At 66.1% G+C, this 24,870-nt stretch carries 22 protein-coding genes; 6 read left to right on the plus strand and 16 right to left on the minus strand.

All coding sequences use genetic code 11. The features are described 5' to 3' along the window. Window positions 1-45 precede the first annotated feature (45 nt). On the minus strand, window positions 46-1,347 hold the full coding sequence (locus tag C7T96_RS15455) for an extracellular solute-binding protein (RefSeq protein ID WP_106572149.1): 1,302 nt from the start codon (window positions 1,345-1,347) through the stop codon (window positions 46-48). 325 nt (window positions 1,348-1,672) lie between these two features. Here C7T96_RS15455 and asnB point away from each other — a divergent pair, with 325 nt between their 5' ends. After that, the gene (asnB, locus tag C7T96_RS15460; RefSeq protein WP_106572150.1) at window positions 1,673-3,190 is read left to right on the plus strand and encodes an asparagine synthase (glutamine-hydrolyzing); all 1,518 of its coding nucleotides are present in this window, start codon (window positions 1,673-1,675) and stop codon (window positions 3,188-3,190) included. A 12-nt stretch (window positions 3,191-3,202) separates the two neighbouring features. Here the strand turns inward: asnB and C7T96_RS15465 are convergent, their stop codons facing one another. Genes C7T96_RS15465 through C7T96_RS15500 form a run of 8 tightly spaced genes read right to left on the minus strand, consistent with a single transcriptional unit; the run spans window position 3,203 to window position 10,113 of the window. Beyond that, complete coding sequence (locus C7T96_RS15465) at window positions 3,203-4,228, minus strand: SMP-30/gluconolactonase/LRE family protein (protein WP_106572151.1); 1,026 nt, start codon at window positions 4,226-4,228, stop codon at window positions 3,203-3,205. Window position 4,229: 1 nt separating this feature from the next. Continuing rightward, a complete protein-coding gene (locus C7T96_RS15470; protein WP_106572152.1) occupies window positions 4,230-4,721 on the minus strand; it encodes an OsmC family protein in 492 nt (163 codons plus the stop codon). Further along, a complete protein-coding gene (locus C7T96_RS15475; protein ID WP_106572153.1) occupies window positions 4,721-5,659 on the minus strand; it encodes a 3-keto-5-aminohexanoate cleavage protein in 939 nt (312 codons plus the stop codon). Before C7T96_RS15475 ends, C7T96_RS15470 begins: the two co-directional genes overlap by 1 nt. Before the next feature lie 11 nt (window positions 5,660-5,670). After that, window positions 5,671-6,447 (minus strand): cyclase family protein, encoded by a 777-nt coding sequence (locus tag C7T96_RS15480; RefSeq protein WP_106572154.1) that lies wholly within the window; start codon window positions 6,445-6,447, stop codon window positions 5,671-5,673. 9 nt (window positions 6,448-6,456) lie between these two features. Then, window positions 6,457-7,770 carry a TRAP transporter large permease gene (locus tag C7T96_RS15485; protein ID WP_106572155.1) on the minus strand — a complete coding sequence of 438 codons (1,314 nt, stop codon included), beginning with the start codon at window positions 7,768-7,770 and terminating at the stop codon, window positions 6,457-6,459. Further along, window positions 7,767-8,351, minus strand: a complete 585-nt coding sequence (locus C7T96_RS15490; RefSeq protein ID WP_106572156.1) for a TRAP transporter small permease — start codon at window positions 8,349-8,351, stop codon at window positions 7,767-7,769. The genes C7T96_RS15485 and C7T96_RS15490 overlap by 4 nt, the downstream gene beginning before the upstream one ends. Window positions 8,352-8,371: 20 nt before the next feature. Then, window positions 8,372-9,436 (minus strand): C4-dicarboxylate TRAP transporter substrate-binding protein, encoded by a 1,065-nt coding sequence (locus tag C7T96_RS15495; protein ID WP_106572157.1) that lies wholly within the window; start codon window positions 9,434-9,436, stop codon window positions 8,372-8,374. A gap of 29 nt (window positions 9,437-9,465) precedes the next feature. Next, complete coding sequence (locus C7T96_RS15500) at window positions 9,466-10,113, minus strand: TetR/AcrR family transcriptional regulator (protein WP_106572158.1); 648 nt, start codon at window positions 10,111-10,113, stop codon at window positions 9,466-9,468. A gap of 283 nt (window positions 10,114-10,396) precedes the next feature. On the opposite strand from C7T96_RS15500, the gene C7T96_RS15505 reads away from it, so the two are divergent. The 3 genes from C7T96_RS15505 to C7T96_RS15515 all read left to right on the plus strand — a co-directional run bounded on the left by C7T96_RS15505 (window position 10,397) and on the right by C7T96_RS15515 (window position 14,523). Next, complete coding sequence (locus C7T96_RS15505; RefSeq protein ID WP_106572159.1) at window positions 10,397-11,365, plus strand: TAXI family TRAP transporter solute-binding subunit; 969 nt, start codon at window positions 10,397-10,399, stop codon at window positions 11,363-11,365. 84 nt (window positions 11,366-11,449) lie between these two features. Further along, on the plus strand, window positions 11,450-14,077 hold the full coding sequence (locus C7T96_RS15510; RefSeq protein ID WP_106572160.1) for a TRAP transporter permease: 2,628 nt from the start codon (window positions 11,450-11,452) through the stop codon (window positions 14,075-14,077). Between the two features lie 11 nt (window positions 14,078-14,088). Continuing rightward, complete coding sequence (locus C7T96_RS15515) at window positions 14,089-14,523, plus strand: universal stress protein (protein ID WP_106572161.1); 435 nt, start codon at window positions 14,089-14,091, stop codon at window positions 14,521-14,523. A gap of 24 nt (window positions 14,524-14,547) precedes the next feature. On the opposite strand, the gene C7T96_RS15520 is transcribed toward C7T96_RS15515, so the two are convergent. Next, entirely contained in the window at window positions 14,548-15,783 is a 1,236-nt protein-coding gene (locus C7T96_RS15520; RefSeq protein WP_199190496.1) for an MFS transporter, read from the minus strand. 71 nt (window positions 15,784-15,854) lie between these two features. Between C7T96_RS15520 and C7T96_RS15525 the strand changes: the two genes are divergently transcribed. Further along, complete coding sequence (locus C7T96_RS15525) at window positions 15,855-16,292, plus strand: helix-turn-helix domain-containing protein (protein ID WP_106572163.1); 438 nt, start codon at window positions 15,855-15,857, stop codon at window positions 16,290-16,292. Between the two features lie 36 nt (window positions 16,293-16,328). Here C7T96_RS15525 and C7T96_RS15530 read toward each other — a convergent pair whose 3' ends face one another. Then, window positions 16,329-17,660, minus strand: a complete 1,332-nt coding sequence (locus tag C7T96_RS15530) for an aspartate aminotransferase family protein (protein ID WP_106572164.1) — start codon at window positions 17,658-17,660, stop codon at window positions 16,329-16,331. Continuing rightward, a complete protein-coding gene (locus C7T96_RS15535) occupies window positions 17,657-18,547 on the minus strand; it encodes a MurR/RpiR family transcriptional regulator (protein ID WP_106572165.1) in 891 nt (296 codons plus the stop codon). The genes C7T96_RS15530 and C7T96_RS15535 overlap by 4 nt, the downstream gene beginning before the upstream one ends. Window positions 18,548-18,624: 77 nt before the next feature. On the opposite strand from C7T96_RS15535, the gene C7T96_RS15540 reads away from it, so the two are divergent. Then, on the plus strand, window positions 18,625-19,482 hold the full coding sequence (locus C7T96_RS15540) for a 3-keto-5-aminohexanoate cleavage protein (RefSeq protein WP_106572277.1): 858 nt from the start codon (window positions 18,625-18,627) through the stop codon (window positions 19,480-19,482). Window positions 19,483-19,521: 39 nt separating this feature from the next. Here the strand turns inward: C7T96_RS15540 and C7T96_RS15545 are convergent, their stop codons facing one another. The 4 genes from C7T96_RS15545 to C7T96_RS15560 form a co-directional block, all read right to left on the minus strand. After that, the gene (locus C7T96_RS15545) at window positions 19,522-21,171 is read right to left on the minus strand and encodes a sulfatase-like hydrolase/transferase (RefSeq protein ID WP_106572166.1); all 1,650 of its coding nucleotides are present in this window, start codon (window positions 21,169-21,171) and stop codon (window positions 19,522-19,524) included. 141 nt (window positions 21,172-21,312) lie between these two features. After that, the gene (locus tag C7T96_RS15550; RefSeq protein ID WP_106572167.1) at window positions 21,313-22,035 is read right to left on the minus strand and encodes an ABC transporter ATP-binding protein; all 723 of its coding nucleotides are present in this window, start codon (window positions 22,033-22,035) and stop codon (window positions 21,313-21,315) included. After that, complete coding sequence (locus C7T96_RS15555) at window positions 22,032-23,756, minus strand: branched-chain amino acid ABC transporter ATP-binding protein/permease (RefSeq protein ID WP_106572278.1); 1,725 nt, start codon at window positions 23,754-23,756, stop codon at window positions 22,032-22,034. Before C7T96_RS15555 ends, C7T96_RS15550 begins: the two co-directional genes overlap by 4 nt. A 50-nt stretch (window positions 23,757-23,806) precedes the next feature. After that, on the minus strand, window positions 23,807-24,844 hold the full coding sequence (locus tag C7T96_RS15560) for a branched-chain amino acid ABC transporter permease (RefSeq protein WP_106572168.1): 1,038 nt from the start codon (window positions 24,842-24,844) through the stop codon (window positions 23,807-23,809). Window positions 24,845-24,870 lie beyond the last annotated feature (26 nt).

The following is a 24,870-nucleotide window of genomic DNA, read 5'->3' on the forward strand; positions in this document are numbered from 1 at the left end:
GTGACCGGACACGAAGGCGTCCGTGCCCGGCCCACACGTTTCAACCTACTGGCGCGCGCGCTCCAGGATCGAGGCCGCGTCCGCCTGGGCGTTGGCCTGAGCCTCGGCGGCGGTGACTTGGCCATATTGCAGGGCTTCGATCACTTGCTGCAACGCTTCGGAGAACTCCTGGCCGCCCGGCACGACGGGGAAGGCCTTTGCATTGGCCAAGACGTCCACATAGCCGGCCAGGAAGTCGCGACCGAGCTTGTCCTGATAGGCTTCCACGTCCGAGCTGCGCGAGGGCAGAATGCCCATCGACATCAGGATGCCCGACATCGCCGAAGCGCCGTTCTCGCCCGACTCCGGACCGTTGATCCAGGCCAGGAAGTCCCAGGCCGCCTCGCGCCTGGCGTCCTCGGCGCCGGCATTGACCACCGTCAGCCAGGAATAGGAGATCGAGCGCGCGGTATCGCCGCTCGGTCCGACCGGGATCGGCGCCGTGCCGATCGTGGCGAAGGCGTCGCCCATGCCGGCGCGCAACGCGCTTTCCCACCAGTTCGCCATGATGATCATACCGGTATTGCCGGAGACGAAATTGTCGAGGAAGGGGCCGGTCGTGTTGGCGTCGGCCGTGCCCATGGCCGGATCGGTATAACCCTCGCCGATCATCGTCTCGTAGAGGGCGAAGGTCTCGCCGGCCGCCACGCTGTCGAGCGCCGGTTCGCCATCGAGAACCAGGTCGCCGCCATTGGAGACCAAGAGCGAGGCGAAGGGATGGACCACGCCCGCCGGCCAGGAATTGATCATGCCGAAACCCTGGCGGGTGATGCGCCCGCCCTCGGTCTTGGTGATCGCCGCGGCCGCCGCCTTCAACTCGTCCCAGGTCGTCGGCGGCGCGGCGATGCCGGCCTCCTCGAACAGGGTTTTGTTGTAGTTGAGGGCGTAGACATTGATCTCGTTCGGGATGCCGTAGACGGTGCCCTCGACGCCCGCCGCCGCGGCAATGCCCGCCGGCCATGCGGTGACGACCTCGCCAGCGACGGCCTCCGGCGCTTTTTCCACCAAGCCGTCGCGCACCAGCTCCGGCAGCCACAGATCGTATATGCCGGCAATCGTCGGGCCGCCGGCTCCCCCGCCCTGGGAACGGATGGTCGTCAACAGGTCGCCGAACGGCACGGCCTGGACGGTGACGGTCACGTCGGGATTGGCGCCGCGGTATTTTTGCGCCGCCGCCTCCAGCAGCGCGACCGTGTCGGGCGACCAGTGCGTCAGGTAGGAGATCTCGACGGGTTCGGCGAAGGCCGCGCAGGGTAGGGCCACGGCGGCGGCGAGGGCCAGCTTGATGCGCGTGAGATGTCTGATCATTTTCGTTCCTCCGGAAGCCTCTTTGACAGAGTGTTTGATATGTGTGTGCGCAAAATTGGTTATAACAACATAATCAATTTTGCAAATGCCGTTTCCCGGTTTGTCGGCTCAAATCGCCGGGCAAAGCCGGCAGCGGTGGGAATTGGCGTCGGATTCGTGTCATACGGTGCGCACAATTCGCGCTAGGCATTGCCGTCGGGGCGAAGCGTTCCGTCAGCCGCCGGTTGGCGGCAGCGGCCGCCCGACAGGCGGGCACCGCTCACGGTCCGTCAATCGCGCGCGATGCCGCGCGCATCGCCGGAAGAACAAGCGAAGGAAGACGATCATGTGCGGTTTCGTGTGTCTGTGGAACGTCGGCGACGAGGCGCTCGCCGCCGCGATGATCGACAAGATCGCCCATCGCGGGCCGGACGCCGTCGCCGTCGCCCGCGCCCCGCACGCGCCGGTGGTAATGGCGCATTGCCGTTTGTCGATCATCGGACCGCAGGACGGTGCGCAGCCGATCCATCAGGGCGACGACATTCTGGTGGTCAATGGCGAGATCTACAATCATGTCGATCTGCGCGCCATCCTCGGAGAAAGCGTCTTCGAAACCAAAAGCGATTCGGAGACGATCCTGCATCTGTCGCGCAACGCCAGCCAGCGCTGGGTGTCGCAGCTCGACGGCATGTTCGCTTTCGTGCTCGCCACGCGCGGGCGCATTCTTGCCGGGCGCGATCCGCTCGGCATCAAGCCGCTCTACGTCGCCCGGCTCGGCGGCGGTTTCGCCTTCGCTTCCGAGTTGAAGGCGTTCGACGGCTTGGCCGTGTCAGACATCGAGGCGATACCGCCCGGCTCCCTTTTCGACAGCGATGGCGACATGCGCCGCTGGTTTCGCCTGCCCCACGGCGCGGCCGAACCCGAGACGGGGCTCGACGAACAGGCGACGTGGCGTGAATTGCGTCTGGTGCTGGAGGACGCGGTCAAGAAATGGATGGTCGCCGATGTCGAGGTCGGCGCCTTCCTGTCGGGCGGGCTCGACAGTTCCATCGTTGCCGCGCTGGCGGCCAGGGCCGCGCCGTCGCGGCTGAAGACCTTTTCGGTCGGGCTGGACGGCAGCCCGGACCTCGTCGCGGCGCGGCGGGTCGCCGCCCATATCGGCAGCGAGCATTTCGAACACGCCTTCACCCCCGACGACGTCGCGCGCGTGCTGCCGCATGTGATCTACCATCTCGAAAGCGCGGATGTGGACCTGGTGCGCAGCGCCGTGCCGACCCATTTCGCCGCCGCGCTGGCGCGCCGCCATGTCAAGGCGGTGCTGACCGGCGAGGGTGCGGACGAGCTGTTCGCCGGTTACACCTATCATCACGCCTATGTCGACCGGCCGCGCGCGCTTGCCGACGAACTGACCCGTTCGCTGGCCACGATGCACAACATCAATCTGCAGCGCGTCGACCGCATTACCATGGCCGAGAGCCTGGAGGCGCGCACGCCCTTCCTGGACCGCGATCTGATCGCCTTCGCCCAGGCGATTCCCGCCTCCTTGAAAATGCGCCGCACCGACCCGTCCGCGGCCGAAAGCACGGGCCCGACCACGGAAAAATGGGTCCTGCGCAAGGCCTGCCAGGACCTGCTGCCGCACGATCTGATCTGGCGCAAGAAGGCGCAGTTCGACGAGGGGTCGGGCACGGTCGAGGCGCTGTCCGAGGCGCTGATGATCATGGAAGGGGCAAAGGCGCCGCTCGACCGGGAGGCCGAGGGCGCGGTCTACGAACGCCTGCTGCGTGCGCGCTACCGGAACCCCGAGCGCGTGCTGGCCAATGCCGGCAGATGGGAGGCTGGCCGGGTCGCGCTCGCGGTTTGACGCGGCGCGCGTCTACGGCCGCGCGTCGTTCCAGTGCACCATCGGCAGTCCGGCGACCGGGCTGCGAAAGGATGGAATGGTGGTGCCGCGCAGCGAACCGATATAGACCGTTTGCAGATCCGGCCCGCCGAAGGTGACGCTGGCGAACCAGGGCGCGATCGTGCCGCCGCAGGCCAGCATCAATTCCGGCGTCGCCTTGCCGGCTTCGAACGCCTCCATCAGCCGTCGGCTCGGCCCGGGATTGTCGTCGTCGAGGATGATGCGCAAATCGCCGTCCGGCGTGATGGCGAAGATGCGGTCGCTCATCACATGCGTGCCCCACAGATTGCCGTAGGCGTCGAAGGCGATGCCGTCGATGAAGGCGCCGTGGTCCTCGGGCCCGTAGGTCTGGCGCTGCGACAGCGTGCCGTCCTCGCCGACGCGGAAGCGGATCACCCTGCGGCCGGTGGTTTCCACGACATAGAGCCATTCCTCCTTGGCATCGAGGCGGATCTCGTTGGTGAAGGCGATGCCGTCGGCTACCGTGCGTACGCGCTCGCCCTCCACCAGCAGGATCGACCCGTCGCGGATCAGGCGGCCTGCGGCTTCCATCCAGTTCCTGATCTGGGTCGAGACCGTCACCCAGAGCCGGTCCCTGGAATCGCGCAGCACGAAATTGACCTTGCCGATCGGCTTGCCGTCGACCTGGTCGAGCAGCACTTTGGTGTCTCCATTGCGGGTCATCAGCTCGAGGCAGTCGGTGCCGAAATTGGAGATGTAGATCGAGCCGTCGCGGGCGAAGGCGAGCCCGTTCGGCAAGGTGCCTTCGGTAAAACGCTTGGCGTCGTCGGCCGCGGTGGCGAAGGCCTGGGCGTGGCTTTGCGCGATCAGTTCCTGCGAACCGTCGGGGCGGATATGCATGACGCCGGACCGTGCGTCGGCCGCCCACAGGCTGCCGTCGCGCTCGGCCAGAATGCATTCGGGCCGCTGCAGGTCGCGGCCGACATGGCGGATGTCAGCTTTGGAGACGGTGAAGCCGTCGATCGGGTTTTTTGTCATTTCAGACCTCCTGCCAGCCGTCCGCGGTCTTCATCCGGTGACGGATGGTGTTCCGCCGTCCCAGCGTCTGCTCGATGAAGCAGCCCTTCTTCGCCGTCTCGATCAGGGCGGCGACCTTGTCGTCCGCGTCCGGACTGTCGATCGAGACATCGATCTCGAAACCGCGCGGGGCGGTTTCGTAGACCCGGCCCGCCGCCTGCCAGTCCCATTGCACGCGGGCATCGACGGACAGGTCGTTCAGCGTGACGTCTAGCCGTTTGGCGAAGGCGCGGATCTGGGTCATGATGCAGCCGGTCAGCCCGGCCACGAACAGCGCCAGCGGCGGCGGGGCGCTGGCGTCGCCGCCGTGGAAGGCGCCCTCGTCGGTGGCCAGCGCGAACGGCCCCTCCTCGAAGGGCAGCACCATTGTCACGTCGAGCTCGTTGCGCATCTTGCCGGTCGCGGTGCCCCGGCAGTCGAATTGCACCATCGCCTTCTGCATTGCCGCGGCCATCAGAATTTCACCCGGTCGCCGCCCTTCAACTCCAGAATGTCGCGGGCCTCGGCCGGCGTGGCGATGGTGTGGCCGAGCTCCTCGAGGATTTTCCGGATCTTGGCGACCTGCTCGGCATTGGATTTCGCCAGCGTGCCCCGGCCGATATGCAGGGAATCCTCGAGCCCGACACGGACATGCCCGCCCAGCATGGCGGCCTGGGTGATGAACGGCATCTGGTAGCGGCCCGCCGCCAGCACCGACCAAACATAATCGTCGCCGAACAGCCGGTCGGCTGTCTGTTTCATGAAGATGACGTTTTCCATCTCCGCGCCGATGCCGCCCAGAATGCCGAAGATCGACTGCACCAGGAAGGGCGGCTTCACCAGGCCCCGGTCGACGAAATGGGCCAGATTATAGAGATGGCCGACATCGTAGCATTCGTGCTCGAAACGCGTGCCGCAGCCCTCGCCGAGATGTTTGAGGATATAGCCGATGTCGCGGAAGGTGTTGCGGAAGATGAAGTCGTCGCTGGCTTCCAGGAACGGCTTTTCCCAGTCGAATTTCCAGTCCTTGTATTTGCCGGCGAGCGGGTGCAGCGCGAAATTCATCGAGCCCATGTTGAGCGAGCACAGTTCCGGCTCGGCCTCAAGCGGCGCGGCCAGACGCTGCTCGATGGTCATGCCGAGCCCGCCGCCGGTGGTGATGTTGACGACCGCGTCTGTGGCCTGCTTGATGCGCGGCAGGAACTGCATGAACACCGCCGGGTCCGGCGTCGGCCTGCCGGTCTCGGGATCGCGGGCGTGCAGGTGGATGATCGACGCGCCGGCCTCGGCCGCCTCGATCGACTGGCGCGCGATCTCGTCGGGCGTTATCGGCAGCGCGTCCGACATGGTCGGCGTGTGCACGCCGCCGGTAACCGCGCAGGTGATGATGACCTTGTCGTTCTTGCGGGCCATGGGTCTGATCCTCAGTCGTTGAAAATGGCGACGGCGCGGGTGAAACCTGCCGAGGCCGCCTTGATCTTGAAGGGAAAGCAGGCGATCTCGTAGCCGGTCGCCGGCAGCTGATCGAGATTGGCAAGCTTTTCCAGGTGGCAGTAGCCGATCTCCATCCCGGCGCGGTGGCCTTCCCAGATGATTTTCGGATCGTGCGTTTCGGCGAATTTTTTCGCCGTGTGCACGAACGGCGCATCCCAGCTCCAGCCGTCGGTGCCGGTCACGCGCACGCCGCGCTCCAGCAGGTAAAGCGTCGCCTCCCGTCCCATGCCGCAGCCCTTGGCGACATAGTCTGGCTTGCCGTAATGCGCGCCGGCCGTGGTGTTGACCACGACGATGTCGAGCGGCTTGAGCGTGTGGCCGATGCGCGCCAGTTCCGCCTCGACATCGGCGGCGGTAACGACATAGCCGTCCTCGAAATGGCGGAAATCGAGCTTGACCCCGGGATTGAAGCACCATTCCAGCGGCACCTCGTCGATGGTGATGGCGCGCTCGCCATTGTTCATCGTCGAGGCGTAGTGCCAGGGCGCGTCGAGATGGGTGCCGTTATGGGTGGAGACGCTCAACTGCTCGACGGCCCAGCCTTCACCGTTGGGCAGTTGGTCCTTGTCGAGCCCGGGAAAGAAACCGGTGATCTGGTCGGCCGTCATTCGATGATCGAAATAGTCGATCTTCGGCAGCGCCATTGGCGGGTCCGAGGCGATATCGGTTTCGAGCGGAACGGAAAGGTCGACGATTCTGCGCGGCATGGGTGGTCCTCAACGGCCTAGGGGCAGGGTTGCAAGGGAGGGGAAGGCGAGCACGAGGATGAGCACGACGGCCATCATCAGCGCGAAGGGGGCGGCGCCGCGGAAAATGTCGCCGAGGCTGATCGTGTCGTCGTCGAGCGTCGACTTGATGACGAAGACGGAGATACCGAAAGGCGGCGTCAGCAGGCCGATCTCGACCGCGATCACCGTGACGATGCCGAACCAGACCAGGTCGACGCCCATCGGCTGCAGCACCGGCAGCATCAACGGCACCAGGATCAGCATGATCGAGGAGGAATCGAGGATCGTGCCCATGACGATGACCAGCAGCACATAGGCGATGATCACGCCCCAAAAGCCGATATCGGCGGTCGCCACGAAGGCGCCGAACTCGTTCGGCACGCCCGAAAGCGCCAACATACGCGAATACATCTGCGCCGCGATGATCAGGAAGCAGACCGAGGCCGTGACCAGTCCGGTATCGGTCAGCACGTTCCAGAAATTGGAGACGGTGAGCGCGCGCCGCCACAGGCCGATGACGATCGCACCGAGGCAGCCGACGGCGCCGGCCTCGATCGGGGTGAAGGCGCCCAGATAGATCCCGCCCAGCACGACGAGGATCAGGATCACGATCGGCAGTCCCTTGGCCATCATTTCGCGGCTCGACAGGCTGTGCAGCCGATCGCCGGACAGGTCCTCGCCGATGAAGCGCGGCCAGAAACGGGCCATCGCGATCACCCCGCCGGCGAAGATCGCGGCCAGCAGCAGGCCGGGAATGATGCCGGCGATGAACAGATCGCCCACCGATTGCTCGGTCAAGAGCCCGTAGAGAATGAGAAGCAGACTCGGCGGAATCAGCATGCCGAGCACCGAGGAGCCGGCGACGACGCCGACCGAAAACTGCTTGGTATAGCCGTGCCGCACCATTTCCGGCACGGCAATGCGGGTGAAGACGGCGGCCGAGGCGATCGAGATGCCGGTAATGGCGGCGAAGATCGCGTTGGCGGCGACGGTGGAGACGCCGAGCCCGCCTTTCAGGCGCTGGAAAAGCTGGGCGGCGACGTCGTAGGCGTCCCGGCCCATGCCGGTGACGGACACCAGGAACCCCATCAGCACGAAAAGCGGCACCACGCCGAAAAAATAGGACGAGATCGTCTCGGAAGCCGCGAGCGCCAGAAGCTTGCCGGCCAGGAGCGGCGAGCCCTTGATCAGCCAGACCCCGACATAGGAGCACAGCATCAATGCGATCGGCACCCACAGCCCGGCATAGACGAGCACGACCATGGCGCCGAGCGTGGCGAGACCGATTTCGAACGGGCTCATCGTCCGCGCTCCCCGCCCGCGCCGTCATCGTCTCCGGTCACCATAAGGTAGGCGGCGATCAGGCCGGAAATCGCCATTTGCATGATCAGCGCCGCGCAGCCGATCAGGATGACCAGCTTCACCGGCCAGTCCGGCGCGGTGAAGTCGCCGAACGTGCCGACATAGGTGTTGCGTTCCCAGGCTTTTTGAAACAGCGGATAGCTCGCCGACAACACGAACCAGATCAGCGCCAGCGCGGCGCTGGCATAGACCAGTTCGATAGCGTGGCGCAGGCGCGGGGCCCGTGCCGCGATCAGGTCGAGAAAGGCGTCCGTGCGGGTGAAGCGGCCCATGCGGAAGGCCTGCGACACCTGCAGGAAGACGATCGCCACGATCGACATCGAGACGATTTCCGGTACGCCGGAGATCGGCGCGAGGAACAGCTCGCGGCCGATCACGTCGGCATTGACCAGCACGACGAGGCCGAGGATCAGCAGCGTGCCGAGCACGTTGAGGCCGTTGGAGATGCCATCGGCGAGCGCGCGGAGGCGCCGTCCCGCCCCGGAGCCGCGGCGCGGCTCCGGCGTTTGCTGTTCTGTCATGGCCGCTTACCCGAGGAAGATTATTCCTGGTCCCAGTTGCGCACCGGCGCGCCGCCGGCCGCGCGGATCGCATCGAGATAGGCTTTCAGGATCTCGGTCCCCGCCTTGCCCTCGCTGTCGACCTGGGCCGCCCATTTCTTGGCGACGTTGTCCATGCCGGCGGCCCATTTCTGGCGGAACTCCGCATCGACGTCGGAGATCGTCGCGCCCTGTTCCTGCATCGCCTTGAAGCTCGCCGTCACCGCCTTGTCGAGATCGTCGAGATAGGCGGCCTTATAGGTGTCGGCGGCGTCCTTGAGTGCCTTTTGGACGGCGTCCGGCTGGCTGTCGAACCAGTCCTTGTTGGCCGCGATCGCACCGGCATATTGGGCGCCGAAGCCGATCCGTGTGATGTGCGGCGCGACCTCGTGCAGCTTGCCCGGCAGGGCGGCGGTGGCGAACACGATCACGCCGTCGTACACGCCGGTCTTGATCTCGTTGTAGTAGGTGGTGAGATTGCCCGAGACGCCGACCGCGCCGGTGCCTTCCAGCCAGTTCACCGCCGGTCCGGGCGCGCCGATCTTCTTGCCGTTGAGGTCCTCGATCGAGTTGACCGGGAACGTCGTCATCAACACGTAATCGTCAATGGCGATCGGCCCGCCGAGATATTCGAGCCCGTTTTCTTCCCAGGTCGACAGCATCGCCTGGTTGGTCTCGTGCAGGGCGTCGATGGTTTCCACCACCAGGCTCGGATCGCTGGAAACGAACGGCGTGTAATAGGTCACGTTCTGCAGCGACAGCTTGGCTGGATCGAAGACCGACGAGATGCCGCCGATTTCGGCCAGGCCTTCCTCGACGGCCTCGAGCTCGTCGCCGACCTTGGCCAGCGAGCCGCCATATTGCTCGTCCCAGTTGATCGTGTGCCCGCTGCCCTCCAACTGCTTGTTCACGGCCGGAATGAAGACCTCGTTGGCCAGCCGGACCCAGCGAAAGACCGGCGGATGCCCGGCCACGTAGGTCACATTGATGGTCTCGGCGCGGGCAGCCGTCGCCGCCGCCACGGCCAGGGCCGCGATCATCGTCTTGCGCAAGGTTGGTACGAACATCTTTTCCTCCCGGTGTTCGTTGGTCTGGCTTAGCGTTTCTGCATCAAGCTGCTGACGCCGCCACTGGCAAAGGCGACGACGGAGCGGATCAGTTGTTCGGTGTCGACGCGGTCGTAGCGATCGTGCGACATCGGGCCCGCGCGCCCCTCGATGCCGATCGAGGCGATGCCGGTGCCGAGCGACAGCAGATAGGCGCGGATGGCGTCGCTTTCGCTCATTGCGGGCGCGACCTCCTGGAACGCCTCCACGAATCGGCGCGCGATGCCGTCGAAATTCTCCGCCACGATCCGCTTGGCCAGGTCGTCGACGGAATGCGTCAGCACCGCCAGCAGTTTCACATAGGCGTAGCCGCCGCGCTCGCCGTCGGTTCCGAGCTCGATCAACGGGCGCAGGAACGCATCGATCAACTGCTCCACGCTCGGCGCGCCCGCCGCGCGCAGCGCGGCGAGCCGCTCCTGGCGCTGCGTGTTCACGAAGGTCGAACGCCTGCGCATGATCGCTTCGAGCAGGCCTTCCTTGGAGCCGAAATAATAGGCGATCATGGCCTGGTTGACGCCGGCCTCGCGAGCGATCGCGCGCATCGAGGCGCCGTTGTAGCCGAACTCGGCGAACGCCCTCTCGCCCGCGAACAGGATCGCGGTGCTGACGTCGTTATCCGCGCGCGACTGGGTGAGCACGGCAGCCTTCCTCCCTTATTCATTAAACGTTTGACGAATTCGCGGATCGTGTCAAGGCCGACGTCGCGTCCCCGCGCGGCGGCTGCGCCGCCGGGAGCGGGTGAGCCGAAGGGACCGACACGCTTGGAGCGCGCTATCGCGGGCTTTGACGGCCGTGGCGTGCGAGAGACGGTCGTTGGACAACGACCGTAACGTGTGGCGAATATCGGTGCGGCGGTTGACGTTGGCGCCGCGATGGTGCCTGAATACGCCACCACTTAACCCCAGTTAGAGGGAGGAAAACATGAAAAAACTGGTTGTCGGCGCCTTGTCCGGCGTGGCGCTCGCTGGGTTGAGCGGCCATGCAATGGCCCAGGATCAGCAGTTCATTTCGATCGGTACCGGCGGCGTGACCGGCGTCTACTATCCGACCGGTGGCGCGATCTGCCGTTTGGTCAACAAGAACCGCAAGGAACACGGCATTCGCTGCTCGGTCGAATCCACCGGCGGCTCCGTCTACAACATCAACACGGTGCGTGCCGGCGAGCTCGAGTTCGGCGTTGCGCAGTCGGACTGGCAGTATCACGCCTATCACGGCACCTCGAAATTCGAGGAGCAGGGTGCGTTCGAAAAAGAGCGCGCGGTGTTTTCCGTGCATGCCGAGCCGTTCACGCTCGTCGTGCGCAAGGACACGGGCATTGACGGTTTCGAATCCCTCAAGGGCAAGAAGGTCAATGTCGGCAATCCCGGTTCCGGCCAACGGGCAACGACCGAGATCGTCATGGAAGCCTTCGGCATGACCATGGACGATTTCTCGCTCGCAGCCGAGCTCAAGGGCTCGGAAATGGCGCAGGCGCTGTGCGACGGCAAGATCGATGCCATGATCTACACGATCGGCCACCCCGCCGCCGCAATCACCGAGGCGGCTACGACCTGTGACGTGGAACTGGTGTCGGTCGAGGGCGATCCGATCAAGAAACTGGTCGAAGACAACCCGTATTACCGCATCGCGACCATTCCGGCCGGCACCTACAAGGGCACCGACAAGGATGTGACGACCTTTGGCGTCGGCGCGACCTTCATTACCTCGGCCGACGTCTCCGAGGAGGTCGTCTACACCGTGGTGAAGGCGGTCTTCGACAATTTCGACGATTTCAAGAAGCTGCACCCGGCCTTTTCCAATCTCAAGGAAGCGGAGATGATCAAGGACGGCCTGTCCGCGCCGCTGCATCCGGGCGCTGAGAAATACTACAAGGAACGCGGTTGGATGTAACACCGCGCTGCGGCCCGGGCGGAAAACCGCCCGGGCCTTTTTGCATCGGCGGAGGGGCCGTTGCCGGGAGGGGAGAACAACGCGATGGCGGATAATCCAGCCACGAACAAAACCGGCGTCGATGTCGACATGATGGTGGCGGAGGTGGAGAGCGGCGCGCGCAACGCAACCGGTCTCGCCGGCAGGATCATCATCGCGATCGCCTTCGTCTGGGCCCTGTTCCAGATCTACATCGCCTCCAACATCCCCTTCACGTTGACCAGCCTGACCGGCGTCAACGTCGTCTTCAATAATCAGGAGGCGCGCCAGATCCACCTCGCTTTCGCGCTGGTGCTGGCCATGCTCGCCTATCCGCTGTTCAAGTCGAGCGCGCGCGATCGCGTCCCGGTCTACGATTGGGCGCTGGCGATCCTGGGGGCGGCGTCCTGCCTCTACCTGCTGTGGTTCAAGGAAGATATCGCCGGCCGCGCCGGCCTGCCGACCACGGCCGATCTGGTTTTCTCCTCGATCGGCATGCTCGCGCTCGGTATCGCCGTCTACCGTGCGCTCGGCCTGCCGCTGGTCATCGTGGCGAGCGTGTTCGTGTTCTACGTCTTTTTCGGCCATCTGTCGTGGATGCCCGACGCGATCCAGTGGAAGGGAGCCTCGTTCGGCAAGGCGATGTGGCACTACTGGATGCAGACCGAGGGCGTGTTCGGCGTCGCGCTCGGCGTCTCGGCCTCGATGATCTTCCTGTTCGTGCTGTTCGGCTCGCTGCTGGAAAAGGCCGGCGCCGGCAATTTCTTCATCAAGCTCGCCTTCGCCCTTCTCGGCCATTTGCGCGGCGGGCCGGCCAAGGCCGCCGTCGTGGCCTCGGCGCTGTCGGGGCTCTATTCCGGCTCCTCGATCGCCAATGTCGTCACCACCGGCACGTTCACCATTCCGCTGATGAAACGCACCGGATTCAAACCGGAAAAGGCCGGCGCGGTCGAGGTCGCCTCCTCCACCAACGGCCAGCTTACGCCGCCCGTCATGGGCGCGGCCGCGTTCCTGATTTCCGAATTCACCGGCGTTGCCTATCCCGAACTGATCAAGCACGCCTTCCTGCCGGCGATCATCTCCTATATCGCACTCGTCTACATCGTTCACCTGGAGGCGCTGAAGCTCGGTTTGAAGGGGCTGGAGCGCCCGCCGGTGATCGGCACGCTGGCCCAGCGTCTGGCCGGAGTTCTGTTCGGCTTTATCGCCATGGCCGTCCTGGCCGGCTTGGTCTATTACGGGCTCGGCTGGATCAAGGTCGTCTTTCCGGGCATGACCTTTTGGACCGCCGCGCTGATCTTCCTGGCGGCTTATGTCATCCTCGTGGAGCGCGCCGCGCGCCATCCCGATCTGGCCCAGGACGACCCCAACGCGCCGATGGACGTGTTGCCGCGCCCGCGCGATGTCGCCATCACCGGTCTCTATTTCATTCTGCCGATCGTCATCCTGATCTGGTGCATCCTGATCGAGCGTCTGTCGCCGACCCTGTCGGCCTATTGGGCGACGGTGTCGATGATCGTCATCGTGCTGACCCAGAAGCCGTTGAAGCGCATGTTCCGCGGCGAGGGCGGTTTCGGCCAGGGCTTTCGCGACGGCTGGGCGGATTTCTTCAACGGCATGATCGCCGGCTCACGCAACATGATCGGGATCGGGGTGGCCACCGGCGCGGCCGGGGTGATCGTCGGCACCGTGTCCTTGACCGGCGCACACCAGGTCGTCGGCGAGTTCGTCGAGTTCCTGTCGGGCGGCAATCTGATGGCCATGCTGCTACTGGTTGCGGTGATGAGCCTGATCCTCGGCATGGGCCTGCCGACCACGGCCAACTATATCGTCGTGTCGTCGCTGATGGCGCCGGTCATCGTCTCGGTCGGGGCGTCGACCGGGCTGATCGTGCCGCTGGTCGCGGTGCATCTGTTCGTGTTCTATTTCGGTATCCTGGCCGACGACACGCCGCCGGTGGGGCTTGCCGCCTTTGCGGCGGCGGCGATATCCGGCGGCGACCCGATCCGCACCGGCGTGCAGGGTTTCACCTACGACATCCGCACCGCGCTGCTGCCGTTCCTGTTCATCTTCAACACCGAACTGCTGTTGATCGACGTAACGGTCTACAAGGCGGTCTTCATCTTCATCGTCGCGGTGGTGGCGATGATGCTGTTCGCGGCCGCGACCCAGGGGTATTTCCTCACCAGAAGTCGGCTCTGGGAGACGGTGGCGCTGATCCTCGTCGCCTTCACCCTGTTCAGGCCAGGCTTCTGGCTCGACTATGTCCAGCCCCCCTATGAGGACCGCCCGGGGGCGGAGGTGGTGGCGATCGCCGCCGCACAGCCCGACGAGGCCAATTTGAGGCTGGTGATCACCGGCCCCGATTTCGACGACCCCGACAAGATCAGCGAGCGGACGATCCTGGCGGCACTCGGACCGACGGGCGACGGGTTGCAGAGGCTCGAGCAGGCCGGCCTGCCGGTGCGCGAGGAGGACGGCAAGGCGGTCCTCGATGAGCCCTTCGCCGGCACGCCCTTTTTCACCGATTTCACCGACACGTTCGATTTTTACGGCGACGTGCCGGTGGAGATCGCCACGGTGCAGCTTGCGGCCGAACGGATGCCCAAGGAGGTTTTTTACATTCCCGCCCTGTTGCTGCTCGTGCTGATCGTGCTGTCGCAGCGCCGCCGGCAGACCGTTCCGGCTTTTTAAGGAGCCCGTTAATGTTCGAGCGCATTCTTGTCCCGGTCGACCTGGGCGAACCCGCGATCGCTGCCCGCAGCCTGATCGTTGCCGAGGAACTCGCCGTCAAGCACGGTGCCCGGCTCGATGTCCTCACCGTGGTGCCGACCTATTCGATGTCGATCGTCGGCGCCGCCTTCCCGAAGGATTTCGAGGAGACCACGCTGGAGGCGGCCCGCTCGGCCTTGAAGACGATGCTCGATGCCCGCCCCGCCACCGAGGTGACGATCAAGGGACATGTCGCCCACGGCACGATCTACGACGAGATCATGAAGGCGGCCGACGCGCTCGGCGCCGACCTGATCGTCATGGCCTCGCACCGCCCGGCGCTGAAGGATTACCTGCTCGGGCCCAACGCTGCGCGCGTGGTGCGCCACGCGCGCCAGTCGGTGTTCGTCCTGCGCGACGCGGCGTAGCGGAGGGCGTGGAGGGCTGGCTGGTCAGGGGCGCTTTGCCTGCGTGCGGCGCCCAAACGTCATCCACAGAGTGGCGACCATCAGCAGCGTGGCGAGCATGAAGGTCAGTTGCATGCCGCTGGCGATCGCCGCACGGGATGCGCTGGCCAGGTTGGCCGTGCCGACGCCGAAGGCGAAGACCGCGCCCATGGCGGATGCGCCGACGACCAGGCCGATATTGCGCGACAGGCTCAGCAATCCGGAGATGCCGCCCCGGCGGTCTTTGGGCGCATCCGCCAGGACGGCGGTGTTGTTGGCGGCCTGGAAGAGCTGGTAGCCCGGTGTCAGAACGACCATCGCCAGGACATAGCCGGTTACGCCCAACGTTTCCGGCAGAACCGACAACAGAAATGCGCCGGCCGCAAGCATTGTCAGCCCGATCGCCAATATCCCTCGCGCTCCCCACGCGTCGACCGCGCGCCCGGAGGGGACGCCACTGAACATCGAGATGGCCGGACCGGCCGACATGACCAGACCGACCATCGCTTCTTTCAGACCGAGCCCCAGGCCGAGATAAAACGGGCCGACCACGAGTGTCGACATCATCACGGCGGCCACCAGGCAATTGGCCAAAAGACTGGGGACCAGGCTCCCGGTTATCATGGTCCGTAAGTTGGCTGTTTGCGTACGATCCTCGCCGGCATCCATGGGCAGTGAAATGAAGGCGAGAATCAGCGCCAATGCCGCGAGCGGAATTAGGACCAGAAAAATCCCACGCCAGTCGGTTGCCGCGATGATCATGCCCCCGAGCGATGGACCGATGGCTGTGCCGAGTGCCGAAACCGTGCCGAGCAGGCCCATGGCCTGGCCGATGCGCGTTTCGTTCGCCGTTTCGCGCATCAGCGCCAGGGTCAGGGTCATCAGAAAGGCCGCCCCGATGCCCTGAAGCGCTCTCGCTGCGATCAGCACCCACAGGGTTGGCGCGATGCCGCAAAGCAGCGATGCCAGCAGAAAAAGACCGAGGCCGAAAAGGTGCATGCGCCTCAATCCGTAGATGTCGCCAAGGCGTCCGGCCACGATCACCGAGACCGTCAGCGCCGCGAGATAAGAAATGACGACCCATTGGACGTGATGAAACGGCGCCGAAAACGCCCCGACCAGAACCGGCAACGCGATATTGGCGATGCTGGTACCCAGTGAGCCCAGCAGCATCGACAATGCCAGCGCTGCCATAACGCCCCAATTTGCACCGTCTAAAACAGATTGTCTGGTTTGCTCCATGGCTTTGCTGCCCCTTGTCTCGAATGTGATGAAAGGGCATCCTACGAATTCAAGTTGACTTGAGGTCAAGCATGGAATTTCTCGATATCGGAGATGTTTGCGACAGGACCGGGATACGGCCGTCGGCCTTGCGCTATTACGAGGAGATCGGGCTGATTTCCTCGGTTTTCCGCCATGGGTTGCGGCGTCAGTTTCCCGCCGACGTGCTATTGCGCCTGAAGCTGATCGCCATGGGAAAATCGGCGGGATTCTCGCTCGATGAGATTGCCGGCATCCTGGGCAAGGATGGCGCTCCGGAACTGCCGCGCGCGGTTCTGCACCAAAGGGCGGACGATCTCGACCGGCAGATTCGCGAACTGGCGGCGTTGCGCGATACGTTGCGCCATGTCGCGGATTGTTCGGCTCCGACCCATATGGAATGCCCGACATTCAGGCGGCTGGTGGATGTGGCCGGGCGACGGGCGGGTGGGCGCGTCCGCGCGCATGGGCGCAAGAAATCCGTCGGATAACAGCCGGCGCCCTGGCCGGCCTGGCGAGCCCCGACCCTAACCGACTTCCGCGACCGCGGCGTCGATCGCCGCGTCGAGCCGGTCGACGATCCGGTCCAGGTCCTGATCCTCGACGATGAAGGGCGGCGCGACAAGCACATGATCGCCGCGCGAGCCGTCGATCGTGCCGCCGGCCGGATAGACCAGGAGCCCGCGCGCCATCGCCGCCTGCTTGATGCGGGCATGCAGTTTCAGCGCCGGATCGAACGGCGCTTTCGTTGTCCGGTCCTCGACGACCTCCAGGCCGATAAACAGTCCGCGCCCACGCAGGTCGCCGACATGCGGATGCGTGCCCAGGCGCTCCGCCAGCAGGTTCCGCAGCCGTTCGCCCATCGTGCGCACGTTCTCCAGCAGCCCGTCTCGCTCGATCACCCGCTGCACGGCGAGCGCGGCCGCGCAGGCCATCGGGTGGCCGATATAGGTGTGGCCGTGCTGGAAAAGGCCCGACCCGGTGGCGAAGGCGTCGAAGATCGCCCGCGACAACAACACCGCTCCGATCGGCTGATAGCCGCCGCCCAGACCCTTGGCGATGGTCATCAGGTCGGGCGCCACGCCGTCCTGCGTGCAGGCGTGCAGCGTACCGGTACGGCCCATGCCGCACATCACCTCGTCGAGGATCAAGAGCACGCCGTGGCGGTCGCAGATCTCGCGCACCCGTTTCAGGTAACCGGGCACGGCCGGCACCGCGCCGGCGGTCGCGCCGACGACCGGCTCGGCGATAAAGGCCATAACCGTCTCCGCGCCGAGTTCTTGTATCTTGTCCTCCAGCGCCTGGGCGGCGCGCAGCCCGTACTCTTCCTCGCTCTCGTCGTCGCGCTTGTGGCGATAGGCGTAGCACGGCTCGATATGGTGGGTTTCGGCCAGCAGCGGCCGGAATTGGGCCCGGCGCATTGCGTTGCCGCCGGCCGCCAGTGCGCCGAGCGTGTTGCCGTGATAGCTTTGGCGCCGGGCGATGATGGCGCGCCGCTGAGGCTCGCCCTTTTCGACGAAATATTGCCGCGCCATCTTCAGCGCCGCCTCGACCGCCTCGGAGCCGCCGGAGACGAAATAGACATGGCTGATGCCGGCCGGCGCGTTGGCGATCAGCATGTCGGCGAGCGCTTCCGCCGGCTCGCTGGTAAAAAAGCCGGTATGGGCATAGGCGAGCCGGTCGGCCTGCTCGTGCAGCGCGCCGACGACGTCGGGATGGCCGTGGCCCAGGCAGGAGACGGCAGCGCCGCCCGAGGCGTCGATATAGGCGCGGCCGTCGCGGTCGAACAACTCGACCCCGCGGCCGGCAACGGCGACCGGCAGCGTGCCGTGAATCTGGCGATGCAGAATGTGGGTCATGGTCCTGTCCGTGGAGTGGGGGCGAGATGATGCACGCCGAAGGCGGCGAGTTGCTGTTCGGCCCGGGAGATCGCCGCCAGCGCCTCGGCGCCGCCGCGACCGGCCACCAGCGCGGCGAGTGTTTCGGCGGCCACGAAGGCCGGCGCCATCGAATGGAAGAAGGACGGGCTCTCCGTCGACACCAGGATCGTGTGCCGGGCGATCGCCGCCAGCGGCGAGACCGGGCTGTCGGTGATCGCCACCACGGGCACGTTCTCGCCGGCTGCCCAGTGGGCGATGTCGAGGGTCAGGCGCGAATAGGGCGCGACGCTGACGGCAAGCAGAGCGTCCTCGGCCCGGGCCACGCGCACGGCGTCGTAGCCGCCGAAACCGTCCGTGCCGAGCAGTACCGTCCTGTCGCCGAGAAAGGACATGATATAGGCGAATTGCGCCGCGACGGCGTGGCTCGACCGCAGGCCCAGGCAATGGATGCGCCGCGCCGTGGCCAGAAGCGCCGCCGCGTCGGCGAGTGCGGCCAGGCTGTCCGGCGCAGCGAGCCGGTCGATCTGGGTCGCGCCGGCGGCAACGATGTCGCGGGCAAGCGCGGTCTCGCCGCTTTCTTTCTGTCTGGCCGCCTGCCGTCCTGCCTTGCCGGCGAAACCGAGCTCGCCCTGTCTGATGGCTGTGGCGTGCAGGGCACGGATTTCCTCGTAACCGTCATAACCGAGCCGTTTGGCAAGCCGGCTCATCGTCCAGGGCCGGACGCCGGCGCGGCGCGCCTGTTCGCGCATTGAAAGCAACGCCACGTCGTCCGGATTGTCGACGATATAACGCGCCGCGATGGCGAGCTGAGCGGGCAGGTCGGGAAAGCTGTCGATGATCCTTTGGGCGAGCGCGTCACGGTCCATCGTCGGACTGTAGACCTCGAGTGAGAGATATGCAACAAATGTTGCACAATGTCCATTTGTGCAATGAACGGTGTTTTATGAGCGGCGTCCCGCACGCTTACCAGCCCGATCCGCGGCCGGTCGCGATTGCCGTCGCGCCCAATGGCGGTCGGCGCACCAAGGCCGACCATCCGGCCCTGCCGCTGACGCCGGCGGAGCTGGCCGAAACGGCTTTCGCCTGCCGCGAGGCCGGCGCGGCGATGATCCATCTGCACGTGCGCGACCGGCAGGGCGCGCATCTGCTCGACGCCCAGGCCTATCGGCATGCAACCGATGCCGTGCGCGGCGCGGTCGGCAACGATCTCATCGTTCAGGTCACCAGCGAAGCGCTCGGGGCCTACACGCCCGCCCAACAGATGCAGGTGGTGCGCGAGACGCGGCCGGAGGCCGTCTCGCTGGCCCTGCGCGAACTGGCCGGCGAGCCAGCCGACGAGGCCGAGTTCCTGCGTTTTCTGGCCTGGCTCGCCCGCGAACGCATTACCCCGCAGATCATTCTCTACGCGCCCGAGGAGGCGACGCGGCTCGCCGGGCTGATGCGCCGCGGGCTGGTGCCGTTCGAAACGGTGCCGGTCCTGTTCGTGCTCGGCCGTTACGTGCCGGGCCAGCGCTCGACGCCGCGCGACCTGCTACCTTTTCTCGACGGGCCGGCCGACCGCTTTGCGCACTGGATGCTGTGCGCGTTCGGGCCGCGCGAGACGGCCTGCGTGACCGCCGCCGCGCTGATGGGCGGCCATGCCCGTGTCGGCTTCGAGAACAATCTGCAACTGCCCGATGGCACGGTCGCCGCGGACAATGCCGCAATCGTGCGCGCGACCGCGCGGGCTTTGGAAGCCTGCGGCGTGCCGCTCGCCTCCGCCGGCCAGTTGCGCGATCTCTGGGCCGCCCTCCAGGCCTGAAAACCGTGCGCCGTGGCGTCAACCCATTTCGGAACGGACCTAATCGCGTCCCGGCCGGCCGCGATAAGCCTGTGTGAGTTCCGGGTCGACCTCGGCGTCGTCGTAGAGACCGATCAGAATGCCGGTGCGGCCGCCGCCATGGCGCATCGCCTCGATCTCGGCGTTTGAGCGCGTGGTGCGTTGCGACGGCCGCCGCGCCCAGGCCGCCAGCCGCTCGGCCATCATCGCGGCAACATCGGTATGGTCCGGATCGCCACCGAGATCGCGGAATTCGTCCGGGTCGGTCTCCAGGTCGAACAGCATCGGCCGAAACCCTTCGGCATGGACGTATTTCCAGCGCCGGTCCGCCACCATGAACAGCCGCGCCCGGTCCGGGGCGACACCGAGTTCGGCCGCCATCGGCGTCGGCCCGTAATCATATTCCGACACCGCGAAGTCGCGCCACGTCTCCGGCGTGTTGCCGTGCACGAAAGGCAGCAGCGAGCGGCCCTCCACGATATGGTCCGGCACCGCCGCGCCGGCGGCCTCGATGAAGGTGGCGGCTAGATCGATCGATTCCACCAATTGGTCGCAGACCGTGCCGCGCGTGGCGTCGGCCTCCGGCGACGGGTCGTAGACGATCAGCGGGACCTTGACCGACTGTTCGTGAAACAGATCCTTTTCGCCCAGCCAGTGGTCGCCGAGATAATCGCCGTGGTCCGAGGTGATGACGATCATCGTGTCGGCGAGGTCGCCCCGCTCCTGCAGGAAGGCGAGCAGCCGGCCGAGCTGGTCGTCGCATTGCTTGATCAGGCCCATATAGGCGGGAATCACTTTTTCGCGCACCGCCTCGCGCTGAAAGGCGCGGCCGATCTGGTTGTTCATGAAGGCCTCGTAGACGGGGTGCGGGTCCTGCCGCTCGCGTTGCGAGCGGATGGCCGGCTGCACATCCGCCGGCCCGTATATCGCGTGATAGGGTGCCGGAACGATATAGGGCCAGTGCGGCTTGATGTAGGACAGGTGACACAGCCACGGCCGGTCGTGTGCGGAGGCGATGAACTCCTCCGCCCGCCGCGTCATATACGGGGTCTCGGAATCTTCCTCGGCGATATTGGCCGGCCGGCCGGCGTTCTTCATGAACCAGCCCGAGGCCATGTCGCCGTTTTCGTCGAGCGCGGCATTGGCGAAATCGTGCCAGGGATTGTCGCCTGGATAGCCTTTGGCTTTCAGGTAGTCGTTGTAGGGTTGCGGTCCGCGATCGTAGTAGCCGTCGGGTCCCTTGCCCCATAGCCCGTCGTCGCGCTCCCAAAGGTCGAAGCCGCACTCGGCCACCCGCGCGCCGATCATCGTGTCGCGCGACAGGCCGAGCCGCTCCATCCCGTCGGCGTCGACGCGCATATGGGTCTTGCCCACCAGCACGGCGTCCATGCCGGCCTTGCGCAGATGGTCGCCGAGCGTGCTCTCGCCAACCTTGAGCGGGTAGCCGTTCCAGCTCGCGCCGTGCGAATGGACGTAGCGGCCGGTGTAGAAGCTCATCCGCGAGGCGCCGCAGATCGGCGACTGCACATAGGCGCGCGAGAAGCGTACGCCCATCGCCGCGACGCGGTCGAAATGCGGCGTCTTTAAGTGCGGGTGTCCCGTGCAGCCCAGATAATCGAACCGGAGCTGGTCATACATGATGAAGAGGATGTTTTTGCGCCGATCCGCCATCGATGCCCTTCATGGTGGCCGTGGAAACAGGCAGCGGCGTCGACAAGCAGCGCCGCTGTCGCGCGACGATAACGCACGCGGCCGGCTCTGTCGTCCCGTCGCAAACCGCGAAGAAACCGGACCAGGCCGGTCCGTTATCGTTCAGGCCATGCCGTGCGCGGCGCCGAGATAGATTTCGGCCACGCGGGGGTCGGCGGCGAGTTCGCCGGCCGGGCCGCGCATCGTCGCCGCGCCGAGTTCCATCACGTAGCCGTGGTCGGCGATCCGCAGGGCGGCACGGGCGTTCTGTTCCACCAGCAGGATCGACACGCCCTCGTCGCGCAGTTCCGACACGGTCTGCAAGATGTCGCGCACGATCAGCGGCGCCAGACCCAGGCTCGGTTCGTCGAGCATCAACAGGCGCGGCCTGGCCATCAATGCGCGCCCCATGGCGAGCATCTGCCGCTCGCCGCCCGACAGCGTCCCGGCTTCCTGGCGGTGCCGTTCCTCGAGCCGCGGAAAAAGCGCGTAGACCCGTTCCAGGCGCGCCGGGATCTCGGCGCGTCCGCGCCGGAAAGCGCCGAGCGCGAGATTGTCGGCCACGCTCATCGTGCCGAACAGGTCGCGCTGCTCCGGCACCAGGCTGATACCCATCGCCACCCGCTCCTCGGCCGGCACGCGGGCAAGGTCCTGGCCGTCGAAGACGACGCGCCCACGCGACGGCAAAAGTCCCATGATCGCCGCAAGCAGGCTGGTCTTGCCGGCGCCGTTGGCGCCGATGACGGTCGCGATCTCGCCGCTTTGCACGGCCAGCGAGACCGCGCGTACGGCTTCCACGCGGCCGTAATTGACCGACAGATCGCCGACTTCCAGCAGCGCGCTCACGCCGGGCTCCCCAGATAGGCCTCGATGACGGCCGGATCGCGCTGGATTTCGGCGGGCGCGCCGGTGGCGATCCGCGCGCCGAAATTCAGGACCACGATATGGTCGGTCAACTGCATGACGAAATCCATGTCGTGCTCGACCAGGAGCACGCTCATGCCCTCGTCGCGCAGCCGGCGGATCAGGTCGGCGAGCGCCTGTTTTTCCAGATGGCGCAGCCCGGCTGCCGGTTCGTCCAGCAACAGCAATTTCGGATCGAGGCAGAGCGCGCGCGCGATTTCGGCCAGGCGCTGCTGGCCGAGCGCCAGCGCGCCGGCCGGCTGATGCATGGCTTCTGCAAGCCCGACGCGCTCGATCTGGCGCGCCGCCTCGCCGAAGATCCTGCGCTCCTCCTCGCGGTCGAGCCGCATGATGCCCGAAACCATGCCGGCCCGGCCGCGCAGATGCGCGCCGATGGCGACGTTTTCGAGCACGCTCATCGTCGGCGCCAGCTTGACATGCTGGAAGGTGCGCGCGATGCGCCGGGCCGCGATTTGTTCCGGGCCGAGCCCGTCGACGCGTTCGTCTTCGAAATGGATTTCCCCGCCCGACAGCGCCAGCACGCCCGTCACTAGGTTGAAGGTCGTGCTCTTGCCGGCGCCGTTGGGCCCGATCAAGCCGACGATCTCGCCGCGACCGACCTCGAAGGAGACGTTGTCGACCGCGACTAGCCCGCCGAACAGGCGCCGCGCGCCCTGGACACGCAGCAGGGCGCCGTCGCCGGCGTCGAAGCCGCGGCCGGGCAGGGTGCCGGTCGCGTCGACGACGCGCGGCGCCGCTTTGCCGAGCCGGCCGGCGATCACCGGCCACAGCCCGTCGCGCGCGCCCTGCAGCATGACGATCAGCAGGATGCCGAACACGATGCCCTCGTAATTGCCACCGGCCCCGAAGAAAAGCGGCAACAGGTCCTGCAGGAAATTCTTCAACACCACGACGATGCCCGCGCCGAGGATGGCGCCGTAAATGTAACCCGCGCCGCCCAGAACGGCCATCAGCAGATATTCGATGCCGACGGTGAGGCTGAACACGCCCGGTGTGACGGCGCGCTGGAAATGGGCGTAGAGCCAGCCCGACAGGCCGGCGAGCAGCGCGGCATAGACGAACACGGTGAGCTTGGCGCGCCAGACATTGACGCCGACCGACTCCGCCGCCGCCGCGCCGCTGCGCAGCGCGCGGATCGAGCGCCCGACGCGCGAATCCAGCAGGTTGGCGGTCGCCAGGATCGCGGCGAGCACGAAACCCCAGACCACGAAATAGAACGACCGGCTGTCGAGAAGCGGCATGCCGAATATGGAAAGCGGCGGCACCGAGGAAATGCCGTCATAGGCGCCCAGCGTCTTCAGATTGCCGAACAGATAATAAAAGCAGATGCCCCAGGCGATGGTGCCGAGCGGCAAATAGTGGCCCGACAGCCTGACCGTGACCAGCCCGATAACAAGCGCGGCGGCCACGGTGACGGCGAGCGACACCGGCAGGGTCAGCCAGGGCGACCAGCCATAAGCCGTCGTCAAAAGTGCTGTCGCATAGGCGCCGAAGCCGACGAAAGCGGCCTGGCCGAAAGAGGTCATGCCACCGACGCCGGTCAGCATCACCAGCCCGAGCGCGACCAGGCTGGCCAGCCCGACGAAATCGAGCAGGGTGACCCAGAAATCCGGCACGAAGGGCAGGAACGGGATCGCGACCATGATGGCGGCGAAGACCAAAAAGCGGGTGAGGTCGCGTCGGTTCACCGGCCTTAATCCTCCTCGTCGCCATGGGTGGAGGTCAGCGAGCGCCACAACAGCACCGGCAGGATCGAGGCGAAGACGATCACTTCCTTGAAGGCGCTGGCCCAGAATGAGGAAAACGCCTCCAGCAGACCGACGGCGAGCGCGGCGGCGACGGCGGCCGGATAGGCGCCGAGCCCGCCGATGATGGCGGCCACGAACCCTTTGAGCCCGATGATGAAACCGCTGTCGTAATAAAGCGTGGTCAGCGGCGCGACCAGCACCGCCGAAACCACGCCGATCGCCGCGGCCATGGCGAACGCGATCCGCCCCGACAGCATCGTGGGAATGCCGACCAGGCGTGCGCCGCGCCGGTTGATCGCAGACGCCATCAGCGCCTTGCCGATCAGCGTGCGCCCGAAGAACAGCGCCAGCCCCGCAAGCAGCGCCAGCGTGGCACCGACCACCAGCAGGCTCTGGCCGGTGACGAATAGCGGTCCGATCTGAAACGAGCCCGACACGACCGGCGAGGTGCGGTAGCCCTCCGCGCCGAACAGCACCAGGCCGAGCGCGGTGAGCGCCAGATGCGCGCCGACAGACGCGATCAGAAGCACCAGCACCGAGGCGTCGGCGAGCGGCTGGAAGGCGACCCGATAGAGGTAGGGGCCCATCGGCACGATCAGCGCCGCGCACAGCACGATGTTGACGCCGAGCCCGAGTTGGAGCGGCACCATCGCCAGCACCGCCGCGGCGATGGCGATCGCCGGCACAAGGTTCCACGCGGCAAGCCGCACGGCCTTGGCGGGGCTGCGTTCGCGCAGCGCGGCGCCGGCGTCCATGGCCGCTGCAGCGGCCGCCAGCACAAGCAGCAGCCAGACCGCGCCGGGCACGCTGCCGGTTTCCATCGCCGCCAGCGACAGGCCGGCGAAGGTGACGAATTCGCCCTGCGGGATCAGGATCACCCGGGTGACCGCGAACACCAGCACCAGCGCCACCGCCAACAGCGCGTAGATCGCGCCGTTGATGATGCCGTCCTGGATCAGGAAGAGTGCGATGGTGACGTCCAAGTCCTGCCCGCCCTGTCGATGCCGCT

This window comes from Nitratireductor sp. StC3 (genome assembly GCF_003015025.1).
Taxonomy (GTDB): domain Bacteria; phylum Pseudomonadota; class Alphaproteobacteria; order Rhizobiales; family Rhizobiaceae; genus Mangrovimarina; species Mangrovimarina alexandrii.